This window comes from Corynebacterium uropygiale, assembly GCF_021568315.1.
GTDB lineage: Bacteria > Actinomycetota > Actinomycetes > Mycobacteriales > Mycobacteriaceae > Corynebacterium > Corynebacterium uropygiale.
On sequence record NZ_JAKGSI010000003.1, the window covers coordinates 211,624 to 235,933 of the forward strand.

Genomic DNA, 24,310 nt, shown 5'->3' on the forward strand with positions numbered 1-24,310 from the left:
GTGAGGCGCTGAGAGGAGGCGATTAGTCGCCGAATGCCTCGTCGAGCAGCTGGGCTTGCTCGGCCTGGTGAACCTTGGCGATACCCGTTGCCGTGGAGGACTGGGAACGCCGGGACACGCGGCGCATGGGCAGCATGTCCGGGATGAGGTTCGGCAGGTGCTCGTTGTAGAAGGGCCACGGACCCTGGTTGGCCGGCTCGTCCTGGACGAAGAGGATTTCCTCCGCGTTCGGGTAGAAGGCGAAGGCCTCCTGGAGACGGTTGAAGGGGATCGGGTGGAGCATCTCGATGCGGATGATCGCGACGTCCTCGCGGCCGTCCTTCTGGCGGCGCTTCTCGAGGTCATAGTAGATCTTGCCGGAGCACAGCATGATCTTCTTGACCTTCTTCACGTCGCCGATCTCCTCGAGGTCACGGGAGACCAGGCGCGGGTCGTTAATGACCGACTGGAAGCGGGTGACCTCGGTGAAGTCCTCGATGGAGGACACGGCGGCCTTGTTGCGCAGCATCGACTTCGGGGTGAAGACGACGAGCGGCCGGCGCAGGCCACCGAGGGCGTGGCGGCGCAGGAGGTGGAAGTGGTTCGCCGGGGTGGAGGGCTGGGCCACGGTCATGGAGCCCTCGGCGCAGAGCTGGAGGAAACGCTCGATGCGGGCGGAGGAGTGGTCCGGCCCCTGGCCCTCGTAGCCGTGCGGCAGGAGGAGGATGAGGGAGGACAGCTGCCCCCACTTGGCCTCTCCGGAGGAGACGTACTCGTCGATGATGGTCTGGCCACCATTGGCGAAGTCACCGAACTGGGCCTCCCAGGCCACGACGGCCTCGGGGTTACCGATGGAGTAGCCGTACTCGAAGCCCATGCCCGCGTACTCGGTGAGCGCGGAGTTGTAGACGAGGAACTTGCCCTCGCCCTTGCTCTGGGCGAGCTCGTGGAGGGCGTTGTATTCCTCGCCGTTCTTCGGGTTGTAGACGACGGCGTGGCGCTGCGTGAAGGTACCGCGGCGGGAGTCCTCGCCAGCCAGGCGGACGAGCTTGCCGGTGTTCGCCAGAGAGCCGAAGGCGATGAGCTCGCCCCAGCCCCAGTCGATGCCGCCGTTCTTCACGGCCTCGAGGCGCTTCTTCGCAACCGGCTTGACGCGGTTGTGGAACTCGAAGCCCTCGGGGAGGTTGGAGTACGCCTGGCCGATCTCGACGAGCTCCTCGCGGGTGATGTTCGTCTTCAGGCCGTGCGGCAGATCCTGGGAGGAGGTGATGCCCTTTTGCTCCTGCGGGCCCTTCTTCTCCGCTTCCTTGACCTCGTTGAAGACGCTCTCCATCTGGTCGTGGAAGTCGCGGGCGGCCTTCTCGGCGTCCTCGCTGGAGAGGTCGCCGCGTCCGATGAGGTCCTCGGTGTAGTGCGCACGCACGGAGGAGCGGTTGTTGATGAGCTCGTACATCTTCGGCTGGGTCATCGACGGGTCGTCGGCCTCGTTGTGGCCGCGGCGGCGGTAGCACACGAGGTCGATGAAGACGTCTTTGCCGAAGCGGCGGCGGTACTCCGTCGCGAGCTGGCCCACCCAGACGACGGCCTCGGGGTCGTCGCCGTTGACGTGGAAGACGGGGCAGCCGTAGGCCTTCGCCAGGTCGGTGGCGTAGTGGCTGGAGCGGCCGGAGTCGGGGGTCGTCGTGAAGCCGATCTGGTTGTTGACGACGATGTGCACGGTGCCGCCCACGGTGTAGCCGCGCAGCTGAGCCAGGTTGAGGGTTTCCTGGACCACGCCGAGGCCGGCGAAGGAAGCATCACCGTGGAGCATGAGCGGCATGACGGTGTATCCGTCCTCGCCCTTGTCCAGGATGTCCTGGCGGGCGCGGGCCAGACCCTCCATGACCGGGTCCACAGCCTCGAGGTGGGAGGGGTTGGCGGTGAGGGTGACCTTGATTTCGCCGTCGCCAAACATCTGGATGTGGCGGCCCTCGGAGCCGAGGTGGTACTTCACGTCACCGGAGCCCCCGGCCTGGCCCTGCTCCATGTGGCCCTCGAACTCGTTGAAGATCGTGGCCAGCGGCTTGCCGACGATGTTGAAGAGGACGTTGAGGCGGCCGCGGTGCGGCATGCCGATGACGACCTCGTCGAGTCCCTGCCCGGCCGCGGTGTCGATGGCCGAGTCCATGAGCGGGATGAGGGCTTCGGCACCCTCGAGGGAGAAGCGCTTCTGACCGACGTACTTGGTCTGGAGGAAGTTCTCGAAGGCCTCCGCGGCGTTGAGCTTCTGGAGGATGTACTTCTGCTCCGCGTTGGTGGGCTTGGGCATCCCGGCCTCGAGGCGATCCTGCAGCCAGAGGCGCTCATCGCGGTCGAGGATGTGGTTGTACTCGGAGCCCACCTTGAGGGTGTAGGCGGAGCGGAGGCGGCTGAGCACCTCGCGCAGCGTCATGGTCTCCTTGTCGCAGAAGCCACCGACGTTGAAGGTGCGGTCGAGGTCCCACAGGGTGAGGCCGTGGGTGGCGATGTCCAGGTCGCGGTGGTCCGGGACCGGCATGCCCGGCTGGTGCCAGTTGAGCGGGTTCGTGTCCGCGATGAGGTGGCCGCGGGAACGGTAGGCCTCGATGAGCTGCATGACGCGGGTGTTCTTGTCCACACCCGTGTTGGGCAGATCCTGGGCCCAGCGCATCGGGGTGTAGGGGATGTGCATGCACTCGAAGATGTCATCCCAGAAGGCGTCGTCGATGAGGAGCTGGCTCATCGTGCGGAGGAAGTCACCGGACTCCGCACCCTGGATGATGCGGTGATCATAGGTGGAGGTGATGGTGACGAGCTTACCGACGCCCAGCTCAGCCAGGCGGTCCGCCGACGCACCCGCGAACTCGGCCGGGTAGTCCATGGAACCGACACCGATGATGGTGCCCTGCCCCTTGGTGAGGCGGGGGACGGAATGGCGGGTGCCAATGCCGCCCGGGTTCGTCAGGGAAATGGTGACACCCTGGTAGTCCTCGAGGGTGAGCTTGCCCGTGCGCGAGCGGGCAACGATGTCCTCATAGGCCTCGACGAACTCCGCGAAGTTCTTCTTCTCGCACTCCTTGATGGCGGCGACGACGAGCGCGCGGGTGCCATCCTTCTGCGGGAGATCAATCGCGAGACCGAGGTTAATGTGCTCGGGGGTGACGACGGTGGGCTTGCCGTCGACGACCTCATAGCGCAGGTTCATATCCGGGTGCGCCATGACGGCCTTGACCAGCGCGTATCCAATAATGTGCGTAAAGGAGATCTTGCCGCCGCGGGTGCGCTTGAGCTGGTCGTTGACCATTGCGCGGTTCTCGAACATGAGGCGGGCCGGCATGTCGCGGACGGAGGTCGCGGTGGGCACCTCGATGGACTCGTCCATGTTCTTCGCGATGGCCTTGAACATTCCCTTGAGCGGCTTCGAACCAGCGGCGGGCTGCTCCTTCACCTTGCTCAGCGGGGACTGCTCGCGCTTCTTCTGCGCGGCCTCCTTGCGGGCCTTTTCCGCCTGCTGCGGGGTGGGGGCCGCCTGGCGGGCCTTCTCCGCAACCTTGGCGGGCTTCTCCTCCTTCTTGGAGACGCCCAGCCCGGCAGAGTCGCCCTTCGTTGCCGGGGCAGACTCCTCCGAGGAGGCGGAGTGAGAGGCGGCGGAGGCGTCGACGTGGCCTCCCTTGTCAAAGAGTTCCCGCCATTCCGGGTCCACCGATGAAGGATCATCTTGGAACTGCTGGTACATAATATCCACCAGCCACTGATTCTGGCCGAAAGTACTCGCGCTGCTCACAGCAGTTGCTCGCCTCACTTCTGTAGTTGGGTTTTGTGTGGTCACAAAGGTGACAAATGTCTCTACCTCGTACAGAGTACGCGGTAGGAGGAATAGTTGACACGTCGAGGGGCTCGCGCCACCCCCGTGTGTGCAGTTTCCGTCAACTTAGTTCTCCAGGGCCTTCTCGACGGACTCGAGCTCAGGCTCATTGACCTCGTCTTTCGAGGGCGCGGCGGTGTCGAAACGGGAGGGGAGCACCCCCAGGGATTCCCGTGCATTGGAGATGAACTTCTTCGCCAGTTTCCGGTTGGTGATGAGTCCGATGGCCGCGCCGATCCCCAGCGGCATGAGCTTGCCGAGCCATGCCATCTTGATCCGCTTCTTCGCTTGCTTGAGGGCGGTGCTGAGGAGACGGTTGTTGACGGTCTGCAGCCTCGAGGTGGACAGCCGGGCCAGGGAGGCCGCCGAGGGCAGGCCCGCGAAACCGGCCGTGTCGCCGATCATGGTGTCCACGATGGCGGTGCCCTGCGAACCGAGCAGGGCCAGGAGGATGAGCCCGCGTCGGCGCTCGGAGTCGCTGATATCCACGCCGCGGATCTTCGCCGAGGCCATCGTGTAGAAGGCAGCGGCGTCGAGGAACAGAAGGGATTCTGCGCTGATCGCTGCGGCGCCGGCGATGAAGCCGACGCCCGGGAGGGCGGAGGCCGCCCCCACCGTGCCGCCGGATCCGCTCACGATGCGGAGGAAGTGCGTGTCGATCATCTGCTGGATCTCCGCCGGGCTGGCCTCCGGGTGGCGGGAGCGCAGGAAGTCGACGTAGCGGGTGATGGCGCCGGACTGCATGGCCGCGGCACGGTCGAGCACCGAAATGAGGACCTTTCCGGCCTTCCCGGCGTTCTTTTCCAGGGCCGCCGGGTCGGAGCCGACGCCGTCGGTGACGGAGTCCGGCGTCTGCGCCGAGCGCTTCACGAGAGTGTTCTTGAGGGTGTCGATCAGCCCCACGTGGGTTCCTTCCAGGAGATATAAAACTTCGTGAAAATTTTAGCTTAGTGCTCCGCAGAGGCGTAGTCCTCGGCCCGGCGAATGTCCTCCTCGCTGGGCCGGACCCCCGTGTACAGCACGAATTGCTCGGCCGCCTGGAGCGCGATGATCTCCTGGCCGGTGATCGTCTCCGTGCCCGCTGCGCGGGCAGCTCGGATGAGAGGGGTCTCGACGGGATACGCGACGGCGTCCATGACGATCTGCGCGGCCGCAATCTCCTCGTCGCTGAAGGCTTGGACATCCTCGTCGGGGCCGTACATTCCGAGCGGCGTGACGTTGACCAGGAACTGGGTGCCTTCGGGCACGAGCGTCGAGTACTCCCACTCATGAGCCTTGGCGAGGGAGGTTCCCGTCACGTGGTTGCGCGCGACAACCGTGCCGCGAAGCCCGTGCTCGGCCAGCGCTGCGACAACGGCGTGGGCCATCCCGCCCGAGCCGCGGACGGCGACGGAGAGATCCGGGGAGACGGCGTGGCTCTTCAGGAGGGAGGAGACGGCGAGGAGGTCCGTGTTGTAGCCCGTCAGCTCGCCGTCGTTGTTGACGATGGTGTTGACGGCGTTGATCCGCGCGGCGGAGGGGTCGAGCTCGTCGATGAGGGGGATGACCTCTTGCTTATAGGGCATGGACACCCCTGCTCCGCGGATCCCGAGCCCGCGGATGCCGGCGATAGCGGCGGTGATGTCCTCCGGGGCGATGGCCTTGTAGATGTAGTTGAGGCCTAGCTCGTTGTAGAGCCAATTGTGGAAACGGACGCCGTGGTTGGAGGGGCGTTCCGCCAGAGAGATACACAGAGACGTATCGCGATCAATGTGCGGAGTCATACCCTCCACCGTAGAGCATGGTGGCGGAATTTCTTAGTCGGCCTTCAGGCGCAGTCGCAGGACGCTCGCTATTCTGGGGAGAACCGTCGGCCCGGCGGTTCATTGTTCACGGTGAGTGAGAAAGGGACTCGACACCCGATGAGCTTTCTGGAAGATCTATCAGCAACTTTGGATAAGGAAGGCCTGGAGTCTCGGGTGCATGGGACCACGATGCTGGTGCCCATCGCCTCGGGCATTGAGATTCATCTTGTAGAGATTGACCCGCTCCTTCCCGCGGCCAATGTGTACATTTCGAGCTCCTCTGACCTCGACGAGGAGGACGGGGAGGACACCCTCGTCGCCGTCGTCTTCAGCGTGGAGGATGCCCTCGAGGAGATTGCCAACCACGTTGCGACGGATCAGCTCGTCACCGTGCTCCACGACCTCTTCGAGGGGACCGACGAGCGCCTGGGGGACCTCGAGTTCCTTCAGGACGGGACCATGCCGGACCTCGCCGTGGCCGATGTGGCAGAGAACTCCGAACTTCACGTGCAGCTGAGTACGGAGGATGGGGCTCTCCTGGCTACCGTGAGCATGGTGGCCTACGGGGATCCGGAGGACGAGGAAACAGAGGAGGAGATCCTCACACTCGGTACCTTCCGCGACGTGGACCGGCTCTTCGACGTCCTGGCGCTCGCAGCCGAGCGCGCCGAGGAGTGGGAGGAGGAGCTCAACCCGGTGGAGTAGAGCCCGCGCCCGCGAGTTGAGCCCGCGGGCTTAGGCGGCCTCCGCGACTCCCTCGAAAAGGGAGGCAGGGGAGCGGAGCGGGCGGAACTCCGAGTCCACGAGCCAGCAATAGGTGGGGGCGTGGTCCTCGTCGAGGACGTGGACGGTATCTGCCCGGTGCTCTCCCACCATGCCGCGCACCCAAGCCTCGCTGAGCTGGGGGCGGACGGTCCCGCCGTCCGCGCGGCTGAAACGAAGAGAGATGAGATAGGCGGGGATGCGCAGATCATCGCCGCCGCTCACGAGCGCCCGGGTGCGTGGGCCCACGCGGTAGCGCGTGAGCGTGGCGGTGAGTTCGGGATAGGGGCGAAGGGGCAGCCTGATGCGCGGCGGCCGCCACGAGGGGAGCGGCCGGGCCAGGGAGCGCGGGTGGCGCATGATCGCGTGGAGCCGGTGAAGCTCGTCGGTAGCGTGCGCGCGGATCTGCTCCGCGAGACGGGCCGGGTGGATGGGGGAAATGGCGCTGGCGTGAATGTTCTTCATGTCCGGAACACTAGGGGCAGGGCCGGACATGGGATCGCGCACCAACGCCCGAAGTCGAATATATGTTCGAATAGTTCTCGCGTGTAGCCTGGTAGGGCAATGAAAAAGATCTCATCTCCTCTCTCGAAGGAAAAGAATAAGGAGGCGCGGCCACGGATTCCGGCGGGGATCTGGGTGCTTGTGGCCGCGGCCTTTCTCATCGCGCTGGGCTATGGGCTCATTGCGCCGATCATTCCGCAGTTCGCCTCCAGCTTCGACGTGAGCATGGCGGCCGCCGGCGCGGTGGTGTCCATCTTTGCGGCGTCGAGACTGCTCTTCGCTCCCGCCTCGGGGAAGCTCGTGGATACGCTCGGCTCGAGGAAGGTGTACCTCACCGGCTTGCTCACGGTGGCGGTGACGACGGGCCTCGTCTCCCTTGCCACGCAGTACTGGCACATTCTGCTGCTCCGGGGCATTGGCGGCATTGGTTCAACGATGTTCACCGTCTCCGCGATGGGCCTGGTCATCTCGATGGCCCCGCCGAGCATTCGGGGCCGGTGCTCCTCCCTCTATGCCTCGGCCTTCCTTATGGGGAATATCATTGGCCCGGTGCTGGGGGCGGCGCTCGCGATGCTGGGAATGCGCGCCCCCTTCGCGATCTACGGGAGCATGGTGGCGCTCGCCGCGTTCGTCGTCTGGTGGCGGATGCCGGCGGGGATTGGGGCGCGACGGAAGGAGTCGGAATCCAGCCTTCCGCCGCTGACATTCCGGACCGCCATTCGCGACAGTGCGTATCGCAGCGCCCTCGTCGGCGCTTTTGCCAATGGGTGGTCAAACTTTGGGGTGCGCGTCGCGGCGCTGCCACTCTTCGCCGCGACGATTTTCCACCACAGTGGATCCATCGCGGGGATCGCGCTCGCAGCCTATGCGGTAGGCAGCGCCATCGCCCTGCAATTCTCGGGTGCGCTCGCGGATCGCTGGGGGAGGAAGCCGCTCATCCTCGTTGGGCTTGCCGTCAACACGGTGTTTAGCGCGAGCATTGGGTTCGCGACGACTGTCCCGCTGCTCCTGGGTCTGTCCGCGGCGGCAGGCCTGGGAGCGGGGTGCCTCAACCCTGCCCAGCAGGCGGTGGTGGGGGATGTCATCGGGAGGGAGCGCTCGGGCGGGAAAGCCCTGGCGAATTTCCAGATGGCCCAGGACTGCGGGGCGATTCTGGGGCCCATCCTCGTCGGGATGATCGCCAGCCGGTGGGGTTTTGAGGCAGGCTTCATGAGCTGTGGCGTGATCGGGCTGGTGGCCATCCTCGTGTGGCTGAAGGGGAGGGAAACCCTGCAGACAGCCAAGCCCACTCAATTGGCGGCGGACTGAGCTCGGCGCGCGCGAAGGGCGTAGAGGACGGACATGAGGATGGTGAAGACCACGCCCACCGCGAGGGCCGAGTGATACTCCGCCTGCCAGACCATGATGCCGAACGTGAAGATGATGAAGGCGATGGCGAAGTACTGGCCCACTGGCCAGAAGGGGACGGGGAATTGCAAGCTCTTCTTCTGCTCCGCGTTGAGGGAACGGCGGAAAGCCACGTGGGCGAGGAGGATCATGAGCCACACGAAGATGGTCGCGAAGGTGGCAAGCGCCGCAATAATCGTGAAAATCTCTTCCGGCAGGATGGCGTTGAGAATCACACCCACGATGAGCACGATGATGAGGGCAACAGTCGTCACGATGGGCACGCCCTGAGCGCTCACCCGGCTGAATGCGGCGGGCGCGAGTTTCTTCGCCGCCATGCCGGTGATGACGCGGCCGGCGCCGAAAAGATCGGAATTAATCGCGGAGAGCGCTGCAGTAATCACCACGATATTGAGGAGTGCCGCCGCCCAGTGCACACCGAGTGCGGAGAAAATCTGGACGAAGGGGGATTCCTCGCCGGTAATGGATCTCCACGGGTTGAGAGCCAGGATCACGAGGATAGCCCCGACGTAGAAGAGCAGAATGCGCAGCGGAACGGTATTGACCGAGGCGGGAATATCGCGCTCGGGGTGGTCGGCCTCCGCCCCCGCGACGCCAATGATTTCCGTCCCGCCGAAGGCGAAAAGAACAAGAATGAAGGCGGAAATAATCCCCGGCACGCCGTTCGGTACGAAGCCGCCATCGGACCAGAGGTTGGAGAGGCCGACGTGGTGGGAGGGGGTGCTTCCCACCCCAAAGACGAGGATCGCTGCACCAGCGAGGATCATCGCGATGACCGCGCTGACCTTGATAATGGTGAAGGCGAATTCGAGCTCACCGAACCAGCGCACGCTGGCGAGATTAGCCGCACCCACCACAAGGAGTGTGACAGCCACCCAGATCCATTGGGGTGTGTCCGGGAACCAGAATTTCATATAAATGGCGATGGCCGTGAGATCCGCGAGGCAGACAATGATCATCTCGAATGCGTACATCCAGCCCGTGATATAGCCGGCCCAATCGCCCAAATACGCGCGGGTATATTCCGCAAAAGAGCCCGCGACCGGGTGGCGAACCGCCATCTCACCCAGCGCGCGGAGAAGGAAATAGACCACCGCGCCGCCGAGCAGATAGACGAGCAGGACCGCCGGGCCGGCCGCCTGAATGGCGCCCGCCGAACCGTAGAACAATCCGGTGCCAATCGCGGAGCCCAACGCGATGAAATGAATATGGCGTGCTTTGAGGCCTCGGGGGCGGGAGGTGGGCGTCGTCGATGACGGCTGCGGGGTGCGAGACACAGGGAAGTCCTCTCATCCTTCGATCGGAAAGTGAGCGCGTTTCCTTAGATTACCCTGAGCGTTTTCGCGCAGTTCAGTGGCCCGCGGAATGGAGTTTTTCCAGGACGTAGCGTAATCTGAGCGAGCAATGAGCATAACCGATCACGCTGCCGGCGGCCTCGAACAGCCGGAAATCAAGAATCCATCGGAATCTCAGGACACATCGCTGGGTGAAGCCCAAGGGCTGGTCACCGGGGAAGCGACACCGTCCGAGTCCGACTCCCCCGAACAGAACGACACGACCACGGACGATGCCCCCGAAGGCTTCGACGGCCTGGGGCTTCCCGACGATGTGCTGAGCGCCGTTCAGCGCGTTGGTTTTGAATCCCCATCCCCGATCCAGTCGGAGACCATCCCGCTCCTCATGCGGGGGGTGGACGTCGTGGGTTTGGCGCAGACCGGAACGGGAAAGACGGCGGCCTTTGCGCTGCCCATCCTCGCCCGGATCGAGAAGGAGGAGCGCAGCCCCCAGGCGCTCATCCTCGCGCCCACCCGCGAGCTTGCCCTCCAGGTGGCGGACTCCTTCCAATCCTTTGCCGATCACCTCGGCGACATCCACATCCTGCCGATCTACGGCGGCCAGGCCTATGGCATCCAGCTGTCCGGCCTTCGCCGCGGGGCGCAGATCATCGTGGGAACGCCGGGTCGGGTCATCGACCACCTGGAGAAGGGATCCCTCGACATCTCTCGCCTGCGTTTCCTCGTCCTCGATGAGGCCGATGAGATGCTGCAGATGGGCTTCCAGGAGGACGTCGAGCGCATCCTCGCCGACACCCCCGAGGAGAAGCAAGTGGCGCTCTTCTCCGCGACGATGCCCGCGAGCATCCGTCGGATCTCCCAGCAGTACCTCCGCAATCCGGAGGAAATCTCCGTGCGCTCGGAGACGCGCACGAACACGAACATCACGCAGCGCTACCTGCACACCGCGCACCGCAACAAGCTCGACGCCTTGACCCGCATCCTCGAGGTCACCGAGTTTGAGGCGATGATCATCTTCGTGCGGACGAAGTTCGAGACCGAGGAGCTGGCCGAGAAGCTCCGCGCCCGCGGCTTCAACGCCGCCGCTATCAACGGCGACATCCCGCAGGCGCAGCGCGAGCGGACCGTCGACCAGCTCAAAGACGGGCGGCTGGATATCCTCGTCGCGACGGACGTCGCCGCCCGAGGGCTCGATGTCGAGCGCATCAGCCACGTCCTCAACTACGACATCCCGCACGACACCGAGAGCTACGTCCACCGCATCGGCCGCACCGGCCGCGCGGGGCGCAGCGGTGAGGCCATCCTCTTCGTCACTCCGCGCGAGCGCCGCATGCTCCGTTCGATCGAGCGGGCCACGAATGCGCGGCTGGAAGAAATGGACCTGCCGACCGTCGACGAAGTCAACGCGACCCGGAAGGCGAAGTTCGCGGACTCCATCACGGAATCTCTCGAAGATACGCAGCTTGACCTCTTCCGGAGCCTCGTCAAGCAGTACGCCGAGGAGCATGACGTTCCGCTGGAGGATGTCGCCGCTGCCCTGGCCACCCAGGCCCAGGCGGGTGATGAGTTCCTCATGAAGGAGCCGCCGCCGGAGAAGCGGCGCGAGCGTGGCTTCCGCCGCGATGGCGACGGCGACCGGCGCGATCGCCGGGACCGCGGGGATCGTCGGCACGGGGGCCGCTCCGGCTCTATGGATACCTATCGTCTCGATGTGGGCCGACGCCAGCGGGTGCGCCCCGGGGCGATCGTGGGCGCCATCGCGAACGAAGGCGGGCTCAACTCCAAGGACTTCGGGCGCATCACTATCGGCGCTGATCACAGCCTCGTCGAGCTGCCGAAGGACCTGCCGGCCGACTTCTTCGATCGGCTCAAGGAGACCCGGATCTCGGGGCAGCTCATCAATATTGCCCCGGACACCGGGCGCCCGCCGCGCCGGCAGTTTGACCGCCGCGGTGGCCGTCGGGATGGCTATCGCGGGCAGGGCGGAGACCGCGACCGCCGCGACCGGGGCGATCAGCGAGGTCGTCGGGAGCGCTTCGACCGCAATGATCGCCGCGGCTACCGCGACCGCAATGACCGGAATGACAGGAATGGCCGCCGCCGGAACTGGCGAGACGACAACTGGCGCGACTAGCCCCAGCACGAGTTCAACGAGATAAAACGAGATAAAGAATGACGCCGCAGGGAAGAGACCCTGCGGCGTTGTTTTTTGGGCTGCGCCCTCGATGCCCTAGAAGTTGGTGAACATGAGGATCGCGATGATGACCCAGAGGAGGCAGAAGATACCGCCCATTATGGAGAGCTGCTTCTTCGCGGAAGCCCAGTCCGTGACGGTGGCTTCGCCATCGGCCTCCGCTTCTTCCTGCTCGCCTTCGTCGAGAAGGCGCAGCGCCCCCAGCATCCTCTTCTGACGCGGGATGATGACAACAATGAGCAGGATCCACGCGATGACCGACAGCACGATGGAGGCGTGGAAGCGGCCCTGCTTCCAGTAGAGGCCGGGATCGGTGAACATGAGCGCCACGCCGATCGCAGGAACGAGGACCGAGAGGACGCCATAGGTGGCCGTGATCTTATGGAAGATGCGGGCAGTGCCGCGGGCGAGGTCCGATCCTTCTTGGGCTTTCCACGCCTGCGCCCCGAAGCCGGAAACCGCAACGGTGACAGGTCCCAGGAAGAGGATGGCGCACAGGATATGGAGTGCTAACAGCAGTGTATGCATGCAGATAGTGTCCTTCATACGGGTAGACATGGGTGAAGTCCGTCATCGATCCTAGGCGGTGGGCAGCCATTCGGACAGCCAGCATTGCCTCCGCATGGTGGAGAGGTCAGGTTCGGTGAGCGCCAAGTCCCAGCGCAGGGCCAGTGCGGCGACGCGCCGGGAGTAGTCGCAGCGCACCCTCGGATCAGGCGGGAGCCATTCGGAGGGGAGAGCATCGGACTTCTCCCGATTCCACGCCTTGAGGGTGGGTACCAGGTTCGCCGGGTCATTGGCGAAGGCCACCCTCCGCTCCCTGCTCCACGCGAAGGCGCCGAGGTCCCAGGCCGCCGAGAGAGGGAAGATGTGGTCGATGTCGATATCTCGGGGGCGAAGTGCCGACGGCCCACCGTCGGCACGAATGACCAGGTCCTTCCCCGAATAGGGGTCGAGGATGGTGCCGGCGATCAGGTGGCAGCCTTCGCTGCGCGGCGAGTCAGTGGAAGGGGAGAGCGGGGTGGCGCGGGCGGCGTCGAGAAGGAGGTGCTGCCGGGTGGTGCAGGGCTCGGTGTCTCCCGGGCGGAGGGTAGACTGCCAGCCCTCGCCGAAGGCCTCGCGCTCATAGCCCAGGACGCGGGAGCGCTGGGGGAGAATGCGCAGATGAGGGAGGGTGTCGGCAAGTGGCGGGCTGGCGAGCAGCCGGTGCGAGGGGCCATGGAGCGCGGGGAGCACGGTGAGGGCGAGAATCACGCAACTTGCTGCTACGAGGAGGAGAAAAAAGTATCGGCGCATGTCTCGAACAGACAGCGCCGATGCGGGGAGGGTTCCCGCGGGCTGGCTTGTGCGCAGCCGGCCCGGGCGGGATCCCTAGCTTGCGGCCTTGGCGACCTTGGCGGCGAGGCGGCTGGCCTCGTCGAACTCGCGCTCGACCTCGGGGTTGTCCTGCTTGGTCAGGAGGGAGACCACCACGAGGACGATGCTCGAGCACACGAAGCCCGGCACCATCTCATAGATGATGTCGGAGAGCCCCGTGAGCCCCCAGACAAGCACGACGACCGTCCCGGTCACCATGCTGGCAAGAGCGCCGGCGCTCGTCAGCCGTCGCCAGTAGAGGCAGCCCAGCATGAGCGGGCCGAAGGCGCAGCCAAAGCCCGCCCAGGCGAAGCTCACGAGTCCGAGGATGGAGTCCTGCGGATTCACCGCCATCAGTCCGGCGATCACCGCGATGATCACCACTGCCGTGCGGGAGAGGTTGATCATGATGTGCTCGGCCGGCAGATTCTTCTTCGCGATGGTGAAGAGGTCCTCGATAAGAGAGGAGGACACGACGAGGAGCTGCGAGGACATCGTCGACATGATCGCCGCGAGGACCGCCGTGAGCACGAGGCCCGCGATGAGCGGGTGGAAGAGGATGCGGCCCATGTCGAGGAAGATCGTCTCGAAGGCCTCCCGGTCCGTGACCGAGTAGTCGGCATTCTGGGAGAAGAAGGTAGTGCCGACGAGCGCGACGAAGACCGCACCGATCATCGACAGGCCCATCCAGCCGATCCCGTAGCGGCGGCCGGCCTTCGCCTCCTGCGGCGAGCGCAGCGCCATGTAGCGGACCACGACATGCGGCTGCCCCAGGTAGCCGAGCCCCCAGGCGAGATTCCCGATGATCGTCGCCGCGGAGACGCCCGCCACCAGGTTGAAGTACTGCGGGTTCCCGGTGCCGTCGGTGTACGGACCGTAGTCATGGCTGGTGGCCCAGCTGAAGATATCCGAGGGATTATCGAGAGACACGAGCGCCATGACCGGCACGATGATGAGCGAGGCAAACATGATGAGGCCCTGCACCACGTCCGTATACGAGACAGCGAGGAAGCCGCCCACGAAGGTGTACGCGACGGTCACCGCTGCGACGATGAGCATGCCCGTGAGGTAATCCCCGCCGAAGGTGGCCTCGAAGTAGCGGCCGCCCGAGACCATCCCGGAGGAGACATAGAACGTGAAGAACAGGATGATGATGATCGCGGCGCAGACGCGCAGCGCCCGCGAGCGGTCCTTCAACCTGTTTTCGAAGAAGCTCGGCAGCGTGATGGAGTCGGAGGAGACCTCCGAGTAGGCGCGAAGCCGCGGGGCCACCCACTTCCATGCGCACCACGAACCGACGAGGAGCCCGACGGCCATCCACAGCTCCGAGAATCCCGATACGAACAGCGCGCCGGGAAGGCCCATGAGCAGCCAGCCGGACATGTCCGAGGCGCCGGCGGAGAGCGCGGCCGCGAAGGGCGGCAGGCCCCGCCCGCCGAGCACATAGTCGTCGTACTTATCGGTCTGTTTATAGCTCCAGTACCCAATGGCCAGCATGGCAGCCATGTAGATCACGATGGCTATGACAAACCAGTTTTGTTCAGTCATCGGTGTCCTTCCATGAGGGGAGGCCCCCGTGCCCGACGCATCCCGCGAGGGCACAAGGCTGACCGTGCGAGCCTAACAGCTTGTCAGGCACATCACATGGCCGCGGAAAGTTTCACCCCCGAACGGCGGTGCGCTCAGTGGCCGCGATGGGAATCGGCTGAAGGGGCCGGCCAGCCGATCATGTCCGGGGTGCCGTGTACCCTCTCTCTAGTAGATGTCTCCGGGGATGTCTCCGTGGAGACGCCCCGACAAGTGAGTGAACGACGGTCAAGGACGGCGAGTACATGCCCGATTTTCTCCTCCATGGGCTGTGGATCCGAGGATCTGGGCTCCATGTGTGGATCGAGCAGACTCAGGGGCACCGCATCGTCCTTCCCTCGGCCGTGCCCGAAGGCGTCTTCCCTCACCACGTTGCTCGGCTGCTCGACGACCGCCGCTTCCGCCACCGGCTGCGCACCCGACTCCACACCCCTCGGGGGCGCAGCGTGGAGCTCGTCATCCCCACCGCCGCCTACGGCGGACCCGCCGCGGTGGAGTTCCTCGATCAGCTCAGCTACCTCGATGAAGCCGCACCCGCGGCCACCCCGCAGCAGCTCGCGGCGATTGCCCCCGACCTGCGCTGGCTCATCCGCTTCCAGCGGGGGATTGTGCGATTCGTCCGCGCCGGGCGCGTGGTGTTCGGGCTCGGTTTCGAGGACCGGCAGTGGTGGCCGCAGTGGCAGCTCGCCTCGGGCGTTGCGGAACGCACCTGGGTCGCGGCGATGACGGGCTGCGCGCCGGGGGTTCTCGTCGACAATAATTCTTTTCTCGTGGAGGACCTGGTGAAAAACCTCCCGCATTGGGTGGTGAGCGCTGTGCTTGAGGAGATCCTGGACAGCATCCCGCCGCGCAAGTGGCATGAGTTCCCGCAGGCACTCGTGCGATCGCAGCCGCTCAAGCGGGGCGGGGCCCACCTGCTCCACGCCCTCAACGAGTGGAAGAATTCCATCGCTTTGGTGGATTTGCAGCTCATCGTCGTCGTGGATGAACCTGAATCCGAGGCGACCATCATCAACGACGAGGAAGGCTGGCCGGTGCGCATCCAGGTGCGCTCCGGGACGGATTCCCCGCAGCCCATTCACCTGGAGAATCTCGATCGCACCACCAAGGAGCGGCTCTACGAGTATCACCGCACGCTGACCCAGGTGTGCCCGAAACTCTCGCCCGAGCAGCACCCGCTGGGGCCCGCCACGGATCCGACGGCGGGGGATTGGGATGTCCTTTTGCCGACGTCCGAGCTCGTTGAGTTCGTCATGCTCGACGCCCAACGCCTCCAGGACAACGGTATCCAGGTGATGCTGCCCCGGGCGTGGTCGACAGCCAAAGCCACCGCCACCGTGCGCACCCGCGAGGCCAGCGGTGAGGGCTCGAACCGCCATCAAGGGCTGGGCCTCGAGGAACTCGTGCGCTATGACTGGCACATTTCCCTCGGCGATGTTGAGCTCAGCGAGGACGAGATGCGGGAGCTCGTGCGTTCGAAATCGGGGCTCGTGAAGCTGCGCGGTCAGTGGGTGCTGGCGGATTCTCGCTCCCTCTCGACGGTGACGGAGTACATCCGTCAGCTGGATCGCACGGCCGAGAAGCGCCTGCGGGAGGAGATCGCCTCCCTCCGCATGCAAGAGCAGCTCCTCGACCCGGAGAAGGAGGAGGACCAGGAGCACCGCGCCTCGCTTCGCGCCCTCATCGAGGAGAAGGAGCGAGCGCTGGAGGCGGGGGAGGCAGATGCCGTCGAGCTCTCCGACCTTCGCGCGCTGGCTATCGAGTCAACGGCGGACGAGCCCGTGGAGTTCGAAGGCTCGCCCTGGCACGAGGCCCTGCTGGGCGGGACCGAGACCCCGGCTCCGCAGCGGGTGGAGATCCCGCCGAGCGTCCACGCCGAGCTGCGCGAATACCAGCGCCGCGGCGTCGATTGGCTGTATTGGATGTCGAGGAACCGGCTCGGCGCGGTGCTGGCCGATGACATGGGCCTCGGCAAGACCCTGCAATTCCTCAGCCTCCTCGCGGTGGAGCGCGAGCGCGGCGAGGCGAGCGGCCCCAGCCTGGTGGTCTGCCCAACCTCCGTGGTGGGGAACTGGGCGCGGGAGGCCTCCCGCTTCACGCCCTCCGCGAAGGTCTACGTCCACCACGGGACGGGGCGCCTGGCCGGTGAGGAGCTCGAGCGCAGGATCGCCTCATCCGACCTGGTCATCACCAGTTATGGAATCGCGACGCGCGACGTCCACGACCTCGCCCGCCCCTCGTGGGACCATGTTGTTCTCGATGAAGCCCAGCACGTGAAAAACGTCCGCACCCGCTCCGCCAAGGCCGTTCGGGCTTTTCCCGCCCGCCAGCGGCTCGCGCTCACGGGAACGCCGGTGGAGAATCGGCTCTCGGAAATGCGGGCGATTCTCGACTTTTGTAATCCCGGTGTCCTGGGCTCGGCCTCCTTCTTCCAGAATCACTTTGCGAAAGCCATCGAGAGGGAGAATGATCCCGCGCTCACCGCGCGCCTCAAAGCGCTCACGGCGCCGTTTATTCTGCGCCGCCTGAAAACCGATCCCGCCATTATTGACGACCTCCCGGAGAAGCAGGAGCAGATCCTCACCGTTCACCTCACCGAGGAACAAGCCTCCCTCTATACCGCCCTGGTGGAGAATATCCAGAACATTCTGGAATCCACCCGCAGGGAGGACAAAGCCGCGCGGCGCGGAATTGTGCTGTCCACCATCACGAGGATCAAGCAGATCTGCAATCACCCGGCGCATTACCTCGGCGATGGCTCACCGATCACCTACCGCGGCCGGCACCGCTCCGGGAAGGTCGCGGGGCTCGTCCGGCTTCTCGACGATCACCTGGCCGCCGGGCACCGCGTGCTTATCTTCACCCAGTACCGTGCCTTCGGCGACCTGCTGGTTCCCTACCTGTCCGCACGGCTGGGGGAGCAGGTGCCTTTCCTCCACGGTGGGGTGAGCAAGGCGCGCCGTGACGCGATGGTCGAGCGCTTCCAGCAGCCCGACGGGCCGCCGGTCATGATCCTCTCCCTCAAAGCGGGAGGGACAGGGCTGAATCTCACGGCGGCGTCCGTCGTGATCCATATGGATCGCTGGTGGAATCCCGCGGTGGAGAATCAGGCGACTGACCGTGCCTATCGCATCGGTCAGCGGAAGGATGTCATCGTTTATAAGATGATGACCGCCGGCACGATGGAGGAATCCATCCAGCAGGTGCTGGATGGAAAGCTGCATCTTGCGTCCGCCGTCGTGGGTGAGGGCGAGGGCTGGATTACCGAGCTTTCCCCGGAGGACTTTGCGGAACTCATGAGCTATCGCGGGCGAAAGGAGGGAGAATAATGGCGGATCAGCCGCGGCACCCCCGTGAGGGCAATGTTATTTACGCGAATTTTGGGCGGAAATCGGCGCATTCCGGGCCGGAGAAGAAGCACACCGCGTCGGCGGCGGGGGAGTCGGGGGCACCCCGGCGGGCTTCATCGCAACAGCGCGGGATCGCAGAGTTCCTTCGCGCGGCTGTGAGCTCGAGGGCGGATAGCGGCCGACTCCACCGGGGGCGCGACTATGCCCTCAACGGCAACGTCGTGAACCTGGAGATTGCGAACGGGCGCGTCGACGCCCAGGTGGCTGGCAGCCAGCTCCAGCCCTTCTCCGTGACGATTATCCTGCCCTATCGCAGCCCAGATGACCTGGCTGAGGTGGGACAGATCCTCCTGTCCACCAAGGATGGCTTTGAGAATGCGAAGGCCGGGCGCGTGGATCCGCGCGTCCGGGAGATCATTCTTGGTTCGGAGCCGGGGGAGTTGCGCTTCATCTGCGACTGCCCCGATCACTCGGACGTGTGCAAGCATGCGGTGGCCGTCGTCGAGATCCTCATCCGGCGTCTCGAAGCGGATCCGAAGGAGCTGTTCCGGCTGCGTGGCCTGGATATCAACCAGCTGGCGTCGATGGTCACGGACCACGCCACCGCCCGAAGCGCCGAGGCTGGCTCGTCCACGGGCCCGGACTATTGGGAGGGCGGGACGTTGCCCGAGCTCCCGGAGCCGAAGGTTCGCTCTGCTCTTGATGACTCGAACATGGATCTCCTTCACCAAGCGATGCGGATGGTCTCCTATACGACGATCGATCAGCTCGCGGCTGTGGCGGACATCGAGGACCTCTATGACTTTCTTATCGAAGGCCCGCCACCTCCCGAAACATTCCACGATGGGGAGTCCTGATCGACGGCCAGACGTTCATGTCCGACCCACCTGCTAGAAGTAGGTTATGGCTCTTGAACAGACGGTGACGTTCCTCCACACCTCGGATTTTCAGCTGGGCATGATCCGTCACGATCTCCACGGCGCGGCGCAGAACCGCTTCTCGGATGACCGGCTGGGCGTGATCCGCCGCCTCGGGGAGGAGTGCGTGGCGCACGGCTGCGCCTTCATGGTGGTGGCCGGAGACGTCTTCGAGCATCCCACGTTGGAGCCGTCCACCACGCAGGCGGCGCTCGATGCCTTCGCGCAGGTCCCGGTGCCCGTGGTCCTCCTGCCGGGGAACCATGACCCGCTCATTCCTCGGAGCCTCATGGATCAGATCAGCCGCGGAGAGGTGGGGGAGAACCTCACCGTCCTCAGAGATTCCGAGCCCGTCACCATCGCCGAGGGTGTCGAGCTCGTGGGCGCCCCACTGCACAGCAAGTACAGCGAGGTGGACCTGGTCGCAGAGGCCCTCAGCCCCCTGGAACCCACCGACTCCATCCGCATCCTCCTCGCCCACGGGCAGATGGACGCGCGATCCGACGATCACCCCTCGGCGATCATCAGCCGGCAGCGCGTAACCGAAGCCCTTGATCGAGGGGTCATCGACTACGTGGCGCTCGGGGACACCCACTCGGCAATGCCCCTCGACGCCTCCCGCCGCATATGGTTCTCCGGCTCCCCGGAGACCACGGACTATTGCGATCTCTCGGGAGGAACCCCCTCGAATGAGACGAACTCCGGCACAGCGCTCATCGTCAGCGTGACGAAGAGCTCTGCCCTCGACGCGCGGGTGGACGTCACGGAGCTCAACACCGGCAGATGGACCTGGGAAGCCCTCGAATGGAACCTGTCCTGCCGGGAGGACATCGATGAAGCCCTGGCGCAGCTGAGGAGCTATCCCGATAAACAGCGCACGGTGATCAAATACCGCGTGCGAGGAGTTCTGAGCGCCACGGATATGGAGTATTTCCACGCGAGCATCCGAGACCTCGAGCCCGTCTTCGCTTGTCTCCGGGTGCGCGGAGATTTCTCTGAACTCCTCGTCGAGCCGCAAGAAGACGAACTCGATGAACTCGGATTGACGGGCTTTGCTGCGGAAGCCTTCGAGGACCTGCGGGCGAAGGCCGCGACTGGGCAGGGGGACGAGGCCGAGACCGCGAAGAATGCCCTTCACCTCTTCTTCCGACTCGCAAAGAAGGCCAGGGAGGATCACTAATGTACATCTCATCCTTATCCATCACGAATGCTCGGAAGATTCACCACCTCGAGCTCCACGACCTCCCGGAACGGGGAGTGTTCCTCATCACCGGGGATAACGAGGCTGGAAAATCCACCATCATGGACTGTCTGCGTGAGCTGTGGACCTCTGCCTCGAACTCGAATAAGCAGGCGATCCGCAGCCTCCAGCCGCTAGGCCGTGATGTCGGGCCCTCGGTGTGCATGGAGGCTGTCTTCGGTGCCACCACAGCGAGGATTCGGAAGCAGTGGCTCCGGGAAAAGAAGTCGGAACTCTCGCTGAGCGGGACGGGCACGTCCTCCTACACCGGACGCGAAGCGGACGACACGTTCGCGCGCCTTCTCAATGAGCATTTCGATGAGTCGCTGCGTTCTGTCCTCTTCGTTGAACAGGGAAAGCTCGACCACGCAGTGAAGGCGAGCGGACTCCCCGGACTTCGGGAGGTTCTTAGTAGCGCCTCCGAGACCGAACCAGTTGAGGTGGGAACGCGGCGTGGAGTCCACGATGAAGCCAGCCTCCTCGAGTCCGCAAGGCGGGAAATGGCCATCTACATCACAGAGAACAGACGTGATCCGACCAAGGAGTACAAGGCCTGCCAGGCCAGGCTCAACGAGGCGCGAGATCAGCTCCGCCAGTGTGAGGAGCGGATCAGCGCCTATCAGCAGGATCTCCGCGATTTCGAGCGCAACACCGCCGCCCTGAAAGAGACCAAGGCGAGGATCCCGGAGGAAGAGAAGAAGCTGCTCGTGGTCGAGAAGCGGCTCCGTGAAGCCGAGGATGCGCAGAAGACCTGGGAGCAGGCGAAGGCCGCTGCGGAGAATGCGGAGCGCGCCGTGGACCAGGCTGCTGTGGCCATTGCCGCCAGGGAACAGATGCTAGGCGACATCGCCGCCAGGCGGAAGACATGTTCGCAGCTCAAGGACGACGTGCAGTCCCTCCTCGAGCGTGCCGAGGCTCAAGAGAGGCAATGGCGTGCACTCGATGAAGCCTGCACTGCAGCGCGGGAGGCCCTAGCGGCCCAGCACCACGTGGTGCGCCGAGCCAGGGTGGTGAGTGAGGCCATCGCTGCCCGAGACGAACTCCGTTCTATCGAGTCGCAGCTGGACACGCTCAAGGAGCTTGACGCGAAGCGTCGCCGCATCGACGAGGAATGCCCGAGTCCCGAGATCAGCGACGCCCAATGGTCGGCGCTGGCCGCGGCAGAGCAGGAGTGCATCGTTCAGCGGAGGATCGCTGAGGAGACCGCAGCCAAGCTCATTCTCTGCAGCGACACGCCCCTCGACATTCGCGTGGATGGAGAGGAGACGAGCGTCGAGAAGGAACTCTCCCTGAGCCTCCGGGAGGGAACGTCCATCGAGCACGCCGGCCTCTTGATGACCTACCACCGGGGAAGGCAAGATGGTCACGACAGTGAGGAAGCCGTCGAGACCGCTGAGCAGGCCCTTGCTGACCTTCTCAGCGCAGTGCATTGTGAGAGCATCGCGGAGGCGAAAGATCGGTATGAGCGCTGCCGTGAAGCACGTACCGCCCGCGAGATGATGGAGAGACAGCGCAAGGATCTCCTCGATCACACCACCACGGAGGAGCTGGAACGCGCCCGGGAGGAGCTGCAGAGGCGATGGGACGCCGCGGAGCTCAATGATGACGAGCGCCAGCTGAGCGCTGCCGATGCCCTCGAGGCTCTCTCCGCCGCACAGAAAGAAGAGCACCAGCGCGAAGAACACCGCGAAGAGCTCTATTGGCGGAAGGAAGAGAGCCCCTACCAGCAGGAGAAAGAGGAGCTCATCCGCGTGGAGACGCAACTGAGCAGTGCCGTTGCTGAGCAGGAAGCCCTCGAACGACGTCTCGCCGCGGCGGAAAAAGTCACGAGTATGGAGCAGCTGCGCTCGGCCCACGATAGTGCCCGAGCCACCGCTGCCGAGCTCACAGCCGAGTGTGAAAAGAAGGAAGAGCTCTACCGAACCCTGCAACCAGACCTCGTGAGGGATGAGGCCGAGTCACACCGGGCTATCGTCCAGAACCTGGGGAAGGGTAAGGAGAGGCTCGGACGGGAGATCGCCCGCCTCGGTGAGCGCCTCGCGGGAGCTCGAGGCGAGGAGGAAAAGCGGGACAAGCTCGATAGCCTTGTGCGCGCTGAGACCATCACCTATGAACGGATGACGCGGCAGGCGAATGCGGCGGAACTGCTCTATGACACGCTCCTGAGTCACCGGCGCGAGCTTCAGAACCGCTATAGCGAGCCGCTGCGAAAGGCAATGAACGCCATGGCCCGGCGCGTCTTTGGGAATGATTCCGAGGTAGCGCTCGACGAGGACCTCGCCATCAGCGCGCGCGCCGGGGAACGGGGAGCGATCACGCGCGATTACCTCTCCGGAGGTGCCCAGGAACAGCTGGCGCTCATTCAAAGGCTGAGCATCGCGCAGTTGCTCCAAGAACAATCCGGTGAGATCCCCCCGATCTTTATGGACGATGTCCTGGGGAATAGCGACGCCACCCGGCTCGCCCGCATGTCCCAGCTCCTCAAGGAGGCGGGCACGCGGGGCCAGGTGTTCATCCTCACGTGCTATCCCCGGCGTTATGAGTCGATCGGGGGAGTGCACACCTACCCGATCGACAGTCTCATGAGCACGGCTCGGGGCGGCGTGGACGCCTGAGCCCCGTCCGGCCCGGGTGGGAGAGCTTAGGCCTTGGTGGCGGAGCCCTCGATCTGGATGGTGACGTCCTCGGAGAGGAGCACGCCGCCAGTCTTCAGAGGCGCCTGGAAGTCCACGCCGAAGTCCTTGCGGTTGATTCGGGTGGAGGCCTCGAAGCCCATCCGGGTGGCGCCGAAGGGATCCTCCGCTACCCCGGCGACCTCCACGTCGAAGGTCACCTGCTTGGTCACGCCCTTGATCGTCAGGTCACCCGTCACCGTTCCGCTCTCCCCGTTGACGGAGACAGACGTGCTCCGGAAGGTCATCTCCGGGTGATTCTCGACGTCGAAGAAGTCCTCGCCCCGGACGTGGGCGTCACGATCCTTATTGCCGGTGTCGAGGGAGGCGGTAGCCACCGTGCCCTCCACCACCGCGGAGGAGAGGTCCTCCCCGTTGATCGTGATCTGAGCAGACACATCGCTGAAGTGCCCGCGCACCTTCGTGACCATCGCGTGGCGAACAACAAAACCCACCTCAGAGTGGGCGGCGTCGAGGGTCCAGGTACCAGCAAACGTAGACATATCGTTCCTCCAATCAGGGCGGCAGCCGCGAGGTGCTGCCTTCGTTGTTGTTGACGTGTCACACTATATTCGCACGTTGTAGACATGTCAACAAAAAGGGTGGAAATCTATTGTTTCCTGGGGAAATGTGGGTGCAGAGGGGCCGGTTATGGGGGCGGTGGGGGAGCCGTTATGCTTAGCTCCATGACGGAACCCCGATGGTTGAGCGAGGACGAGCAGGCCCTCTGGCGCCTCCTGCTGCAAGGAATCCGCAAGATGGACCGCTGCATTGACGCGACGCTGCAGCTGGGAAGCGATATCTCCTCATCGGAGTTCGCGGTTCTCGTTCATCTCTCGGAGGCGGAGGGCTATGGCCTTCGTCTGAGGGACTTGTGTCACGCGTTGGATTGGGATCGCAGCCGCACCTCGCACCAGATCACGCGCATGGAGCGGCGGGGGCTCGTGCAGAAGATGCGCTGTGAGGGCGATGCCCGCGGCGTTCTAGTGACGATCACGGAGGATGGTCTGCGCCGTATTCGTCAGGCTGCGCCTGAGCATGTGGAGTCTGTCCGCCGGCTCCTCTTTGACCACCTCACTAAGGGGCAGGCTCGTGCCCTGCGGGAGGTCCTCACGTCGCTTATGGAAGTGAAAAACGTACCGGGGGCAGAGCGTTCCGGGTGCTGCGGCGAGGGGGAGTCGTAGAGCGCGGCATCGGGGGCAATCCTGCATGAGCGTCACTGAAAGTGCCGACGCCAGTAATCGCGGGATAGGCAGAATTACGACCACGGGCCCTGGATGACATCCAGGGCCCGTCTGTTGTGTCCCCGACACGATTCGAACGTGCGACCTTTGGTACCGGAAACCAATGCTCTATCCACTGAGCTACGGAGACTCACCGAAGCCGCCAGTTCTTGGCGGC

The 24,310-nt window shown here is 64.6% G+C and carries 17 protein-coding genes and 1 tRNA gene; 8 read left to right on the forward strand and 10 right to left on the reverse strand.

Annotation, left to right across the window (positions count from 1 at the left end):
• Positions 1-22 precede the first annotated feature (22 nt).
• The 3 genes from L1O03_RS06935 to L1O03_RS06945 all read right to left on the reverse strand — a co-directional run bounded on the left by L1O03_RS06935 (position 23) and on the right by L1O03_RS06945 (position 5,604).
• Entirely contained in the window at positions 23-3,760 is a 3,738-nt protein-coding gene (locus L1O03_RS06935) for a multifunctional oxoglutarate decarboxylase/oxoglutarate dehydrogenase thiamine pyrophosphate-binding subunit/dihydrolipoyllysine-residue succinyltransferase subunit (protein WP_236118746.1), read from the reverse strand.
• Positions 3,761-3,907: 147 nt separating this feature from the next.
• Entirely contained in the window at positions 3,908-4,738 is an 831-nt protein-coding gene (locus L1O03_RS06940) for a hypothetical protein (RefSeq protein WP_268914210.1), read from the reverse strand.
• A gap of 50 nt (positions 4,739-4,788) precedes the next feature.
• Positions 4,789-5,604 carry a shikimate 5-dehydrogenase gene (locus L1O03_RS06945; protein ID WP_236118748.1) on the reverse strand — a complete coding sequence of 272 codons (816 nt, stop codon included), beginning with the start codon at positions 5,602-5,604 and terminating at the stop codon, positions 4,789-4,791.
• 138 nt (positions 5,605-5,742) lie between these two features.
• On the opposite strand from L1O03_RS06945, the gene L1O03_RS06950 reads away from it, so the two are divergent.
• Positions 5,743-6,330 (forward strand): hypothetical protein, encoded by a 588-nt coding sequence (locus tag L1O03_RS06950; RefSeq protein WP_236118749.1) that lies wholly within the window; start codon positions 5,743-5,745, stop codon positions 6,328-6,330.
• 30 nt (positions 6,331-6,360) lie between these two features.
• Here the strand turns inward: L1O03_RS06950 and L1O03_RS06955 are convergent, their stop codons facing one another.
• Complete coding sequence (locus L1O03_RS06955) at positions 6,361-6,852, reverse strand: hypothetical protein (protein ID WP_236118750.1); 492 nt, start codon at positions 6,850-6,852, stop codon at positions 6,361-6,363.
• Between the two features lie 99 nt (positions 6,853-6,951).
• Between L1O03_RS06955 and L1O03_RS06960 the strand changes: the two genes are divergently transcribed.
• On the forward strand, positions 6,952-8,199 hold the full coding sequence (locus L1O03_RS06960; RefSeq protein WP_236118752.1) for an MFS transporter: 1,248 nt from the start codon (positions 6,952-6,954) through the stop codon (positions 8,197-8,199).
• On the opposite strand, the gene L1O03_RS06965 is transcribed toward L1O03_RS06960, so the two are convergent.
• Entirely contained in the window at positions 8,181-9,575 is a 1,395-nt protein-coding gene (locus tag L1O03_RS06965) for an amino acid permease (RefSeq protein WP_236118754.1), read from the reverse strand. The genes L1O03_RS06960 and L1O03_RS06965 overlap by 19 nt on opposite strands.
• A gap of 127 nt (positions 9,576-9,702) precedes the next feature.
• Between L1O03_RS06965 and L1O03_RS06970 the strand changes: the two genes are divergently transcribed.
• Entirely contained in the window at positions 9,703-11,727 is a 2,025-nt protein-coding gene (locus tag L1O03_RS06970) for a DEAD/DEAH box helicase (protein ID WP_236118760.1), read from the forward strand.
• A 96-nt stretch (positions 11,728-11,823) separates the two neighbouring features.
• On the opposite strand, the gene L1O03_RS06975 is transcribed toward L1O03_RS06970, so the two are convergent.
• From L1O03_RS06975 to putP, 3 genes are all read right to left on the reverse strand, one after another.
• On the reverse strand, positions 11,824-12,315 hold the full coding sequence (locus L1O03_RS06975; RefSeq protein ID WP_236118762.1) for a DUF2269 family protein: 492 nt from the start codon (positions 12,313-12,315) through the stop codon (positions 11,824-11,826).
• A 51-nt stretch (positions 12,316-12,366) separates the two neighbouring features.
• A complete protein-coding gene (locus tag L1O03_RS06980) occupies positions 12,367-13,041 on the reverse strand; it encodes an HNH endonuclease family protein (protein ID WP_236118764.1) in 675 nt (224 codons plus the stop codon).
• Between the two features lie 117 nt (positions 13,042-13,158).
• On the reverse strand, positions 13,159-14,691 hold the full coding sequence (putP, locus tag L1O03_RS06985) for a sodium/proline symporter PutP (protein WP_236118766.1): 1,533 nt from the start codon (positions 14,689-14,691) through the stop codon (positions 13,159-13,161).
• Between the two features lie 284 nt (positions 14,692-14,975).
• On the opposite strand from putP, the gene L1O03_RS06990 reads away from it, so the two are divergent.
• From L1O03_RS06990 to L1O03_RS07005, 4 genes are read left to right on the forward strand one after another with little or no spacing between them, the layout of a single operon-like run.
• Positions 14,976-18,059, forward strand: coding sequence for a DEAD/DEAH box helicase (locus tag L1O03_RS06990; protein WP_236118768.1), 3,084 nt, complete (start codon positions 14,976-14,978; stop codon positions 18,057-18,059).
• On the forward strand, positions 18,059-18,937 hold the full coding sequence (locus L1O03_RS06995; protein ID WP_236118770.1) for an SWIM zinc finger family protein: 879 nt from the start codon (positions 18,059-18,061) through the stop codon (positions 18,935-18,937). Before L1O03_RS06990 ends, L1O03_RS06995 begins: the two co-directional genes overlap by 1 nt.
• A 46-nt stretch (positions 18,938-18,983) precedes the next feature.
• The gene (locus L1O03_RS07000) at positions 18,984-20,177 is read left to right on the forward strand and encodes a metallophosphoesterase family protein (RefSeq protein WP_236118777.1); all 1,194 of its coding nucleotides are present in this window, start codon (positions 18,984-18,986) and stop codon (positions 20,175-20,177) included.
• Positions 20,177-22,852: an AAA family ATPase gene (locus tag L1O03_RS07005; protein WP_236118779.1), complete on the forward strand. Its 2,676-nt coding sequence runs from the start codon at positions 20,177-20,179 to the stop codon at positions 22,850-22,852. Before L1O03_RS07000 ends, L1O03_RS07005 begins: the two co-directional genes overlap by 1 nt.
• 26 nt (positions 22,853-22,878) lie before the next feature.
• Here L1O03_RS07005 and L1O03_RS07010 read toward each other — a convergent pair whose 3' ends face one another.
• Positions 22,879-23,412 carry a YceI family protein gene (locus L1O03_RS07010; protein WP_236118781.1) on the reverse strand — a complete coding sequence of 178 codons (534 nt, stop codon included), beginning with the start codon at positions 23,410-23,412 and terminating at the stop codon, positions 22,879-22,881.
• 183 nt (positions 23,413-23,595) lie between these two features.
• Here L1O03_RS07010 and L1O03_RS07015 point away from each other — a divergent pair, with 183 nt between their 5' ends.
• Positions 23,596-24,093, forward strand: coding sequence for a MarR family winged helix-turn-helix transcriptional regulator (locus L1O03_RS07015; RefSeq protein WP_236118792.1), 498 nt, complete (start codon positions 23,596-23,598; stop codon positions 24,091-24,093).
• A gap of 117 nt (positions 24,094-24,210) precedes the next feature.
• On the opposite strand, the gene L1O03_RS07020 is transcribed toward L1O03_RS07015, so the two are convergent.
• Positions 24,211-24,283: transfer RNA gene (locus L1O03_RS07020), tRNA-Arg, on the reverse strand.
• Positions 24,284-24,310 lie beyond the last annotated feature (27 nt).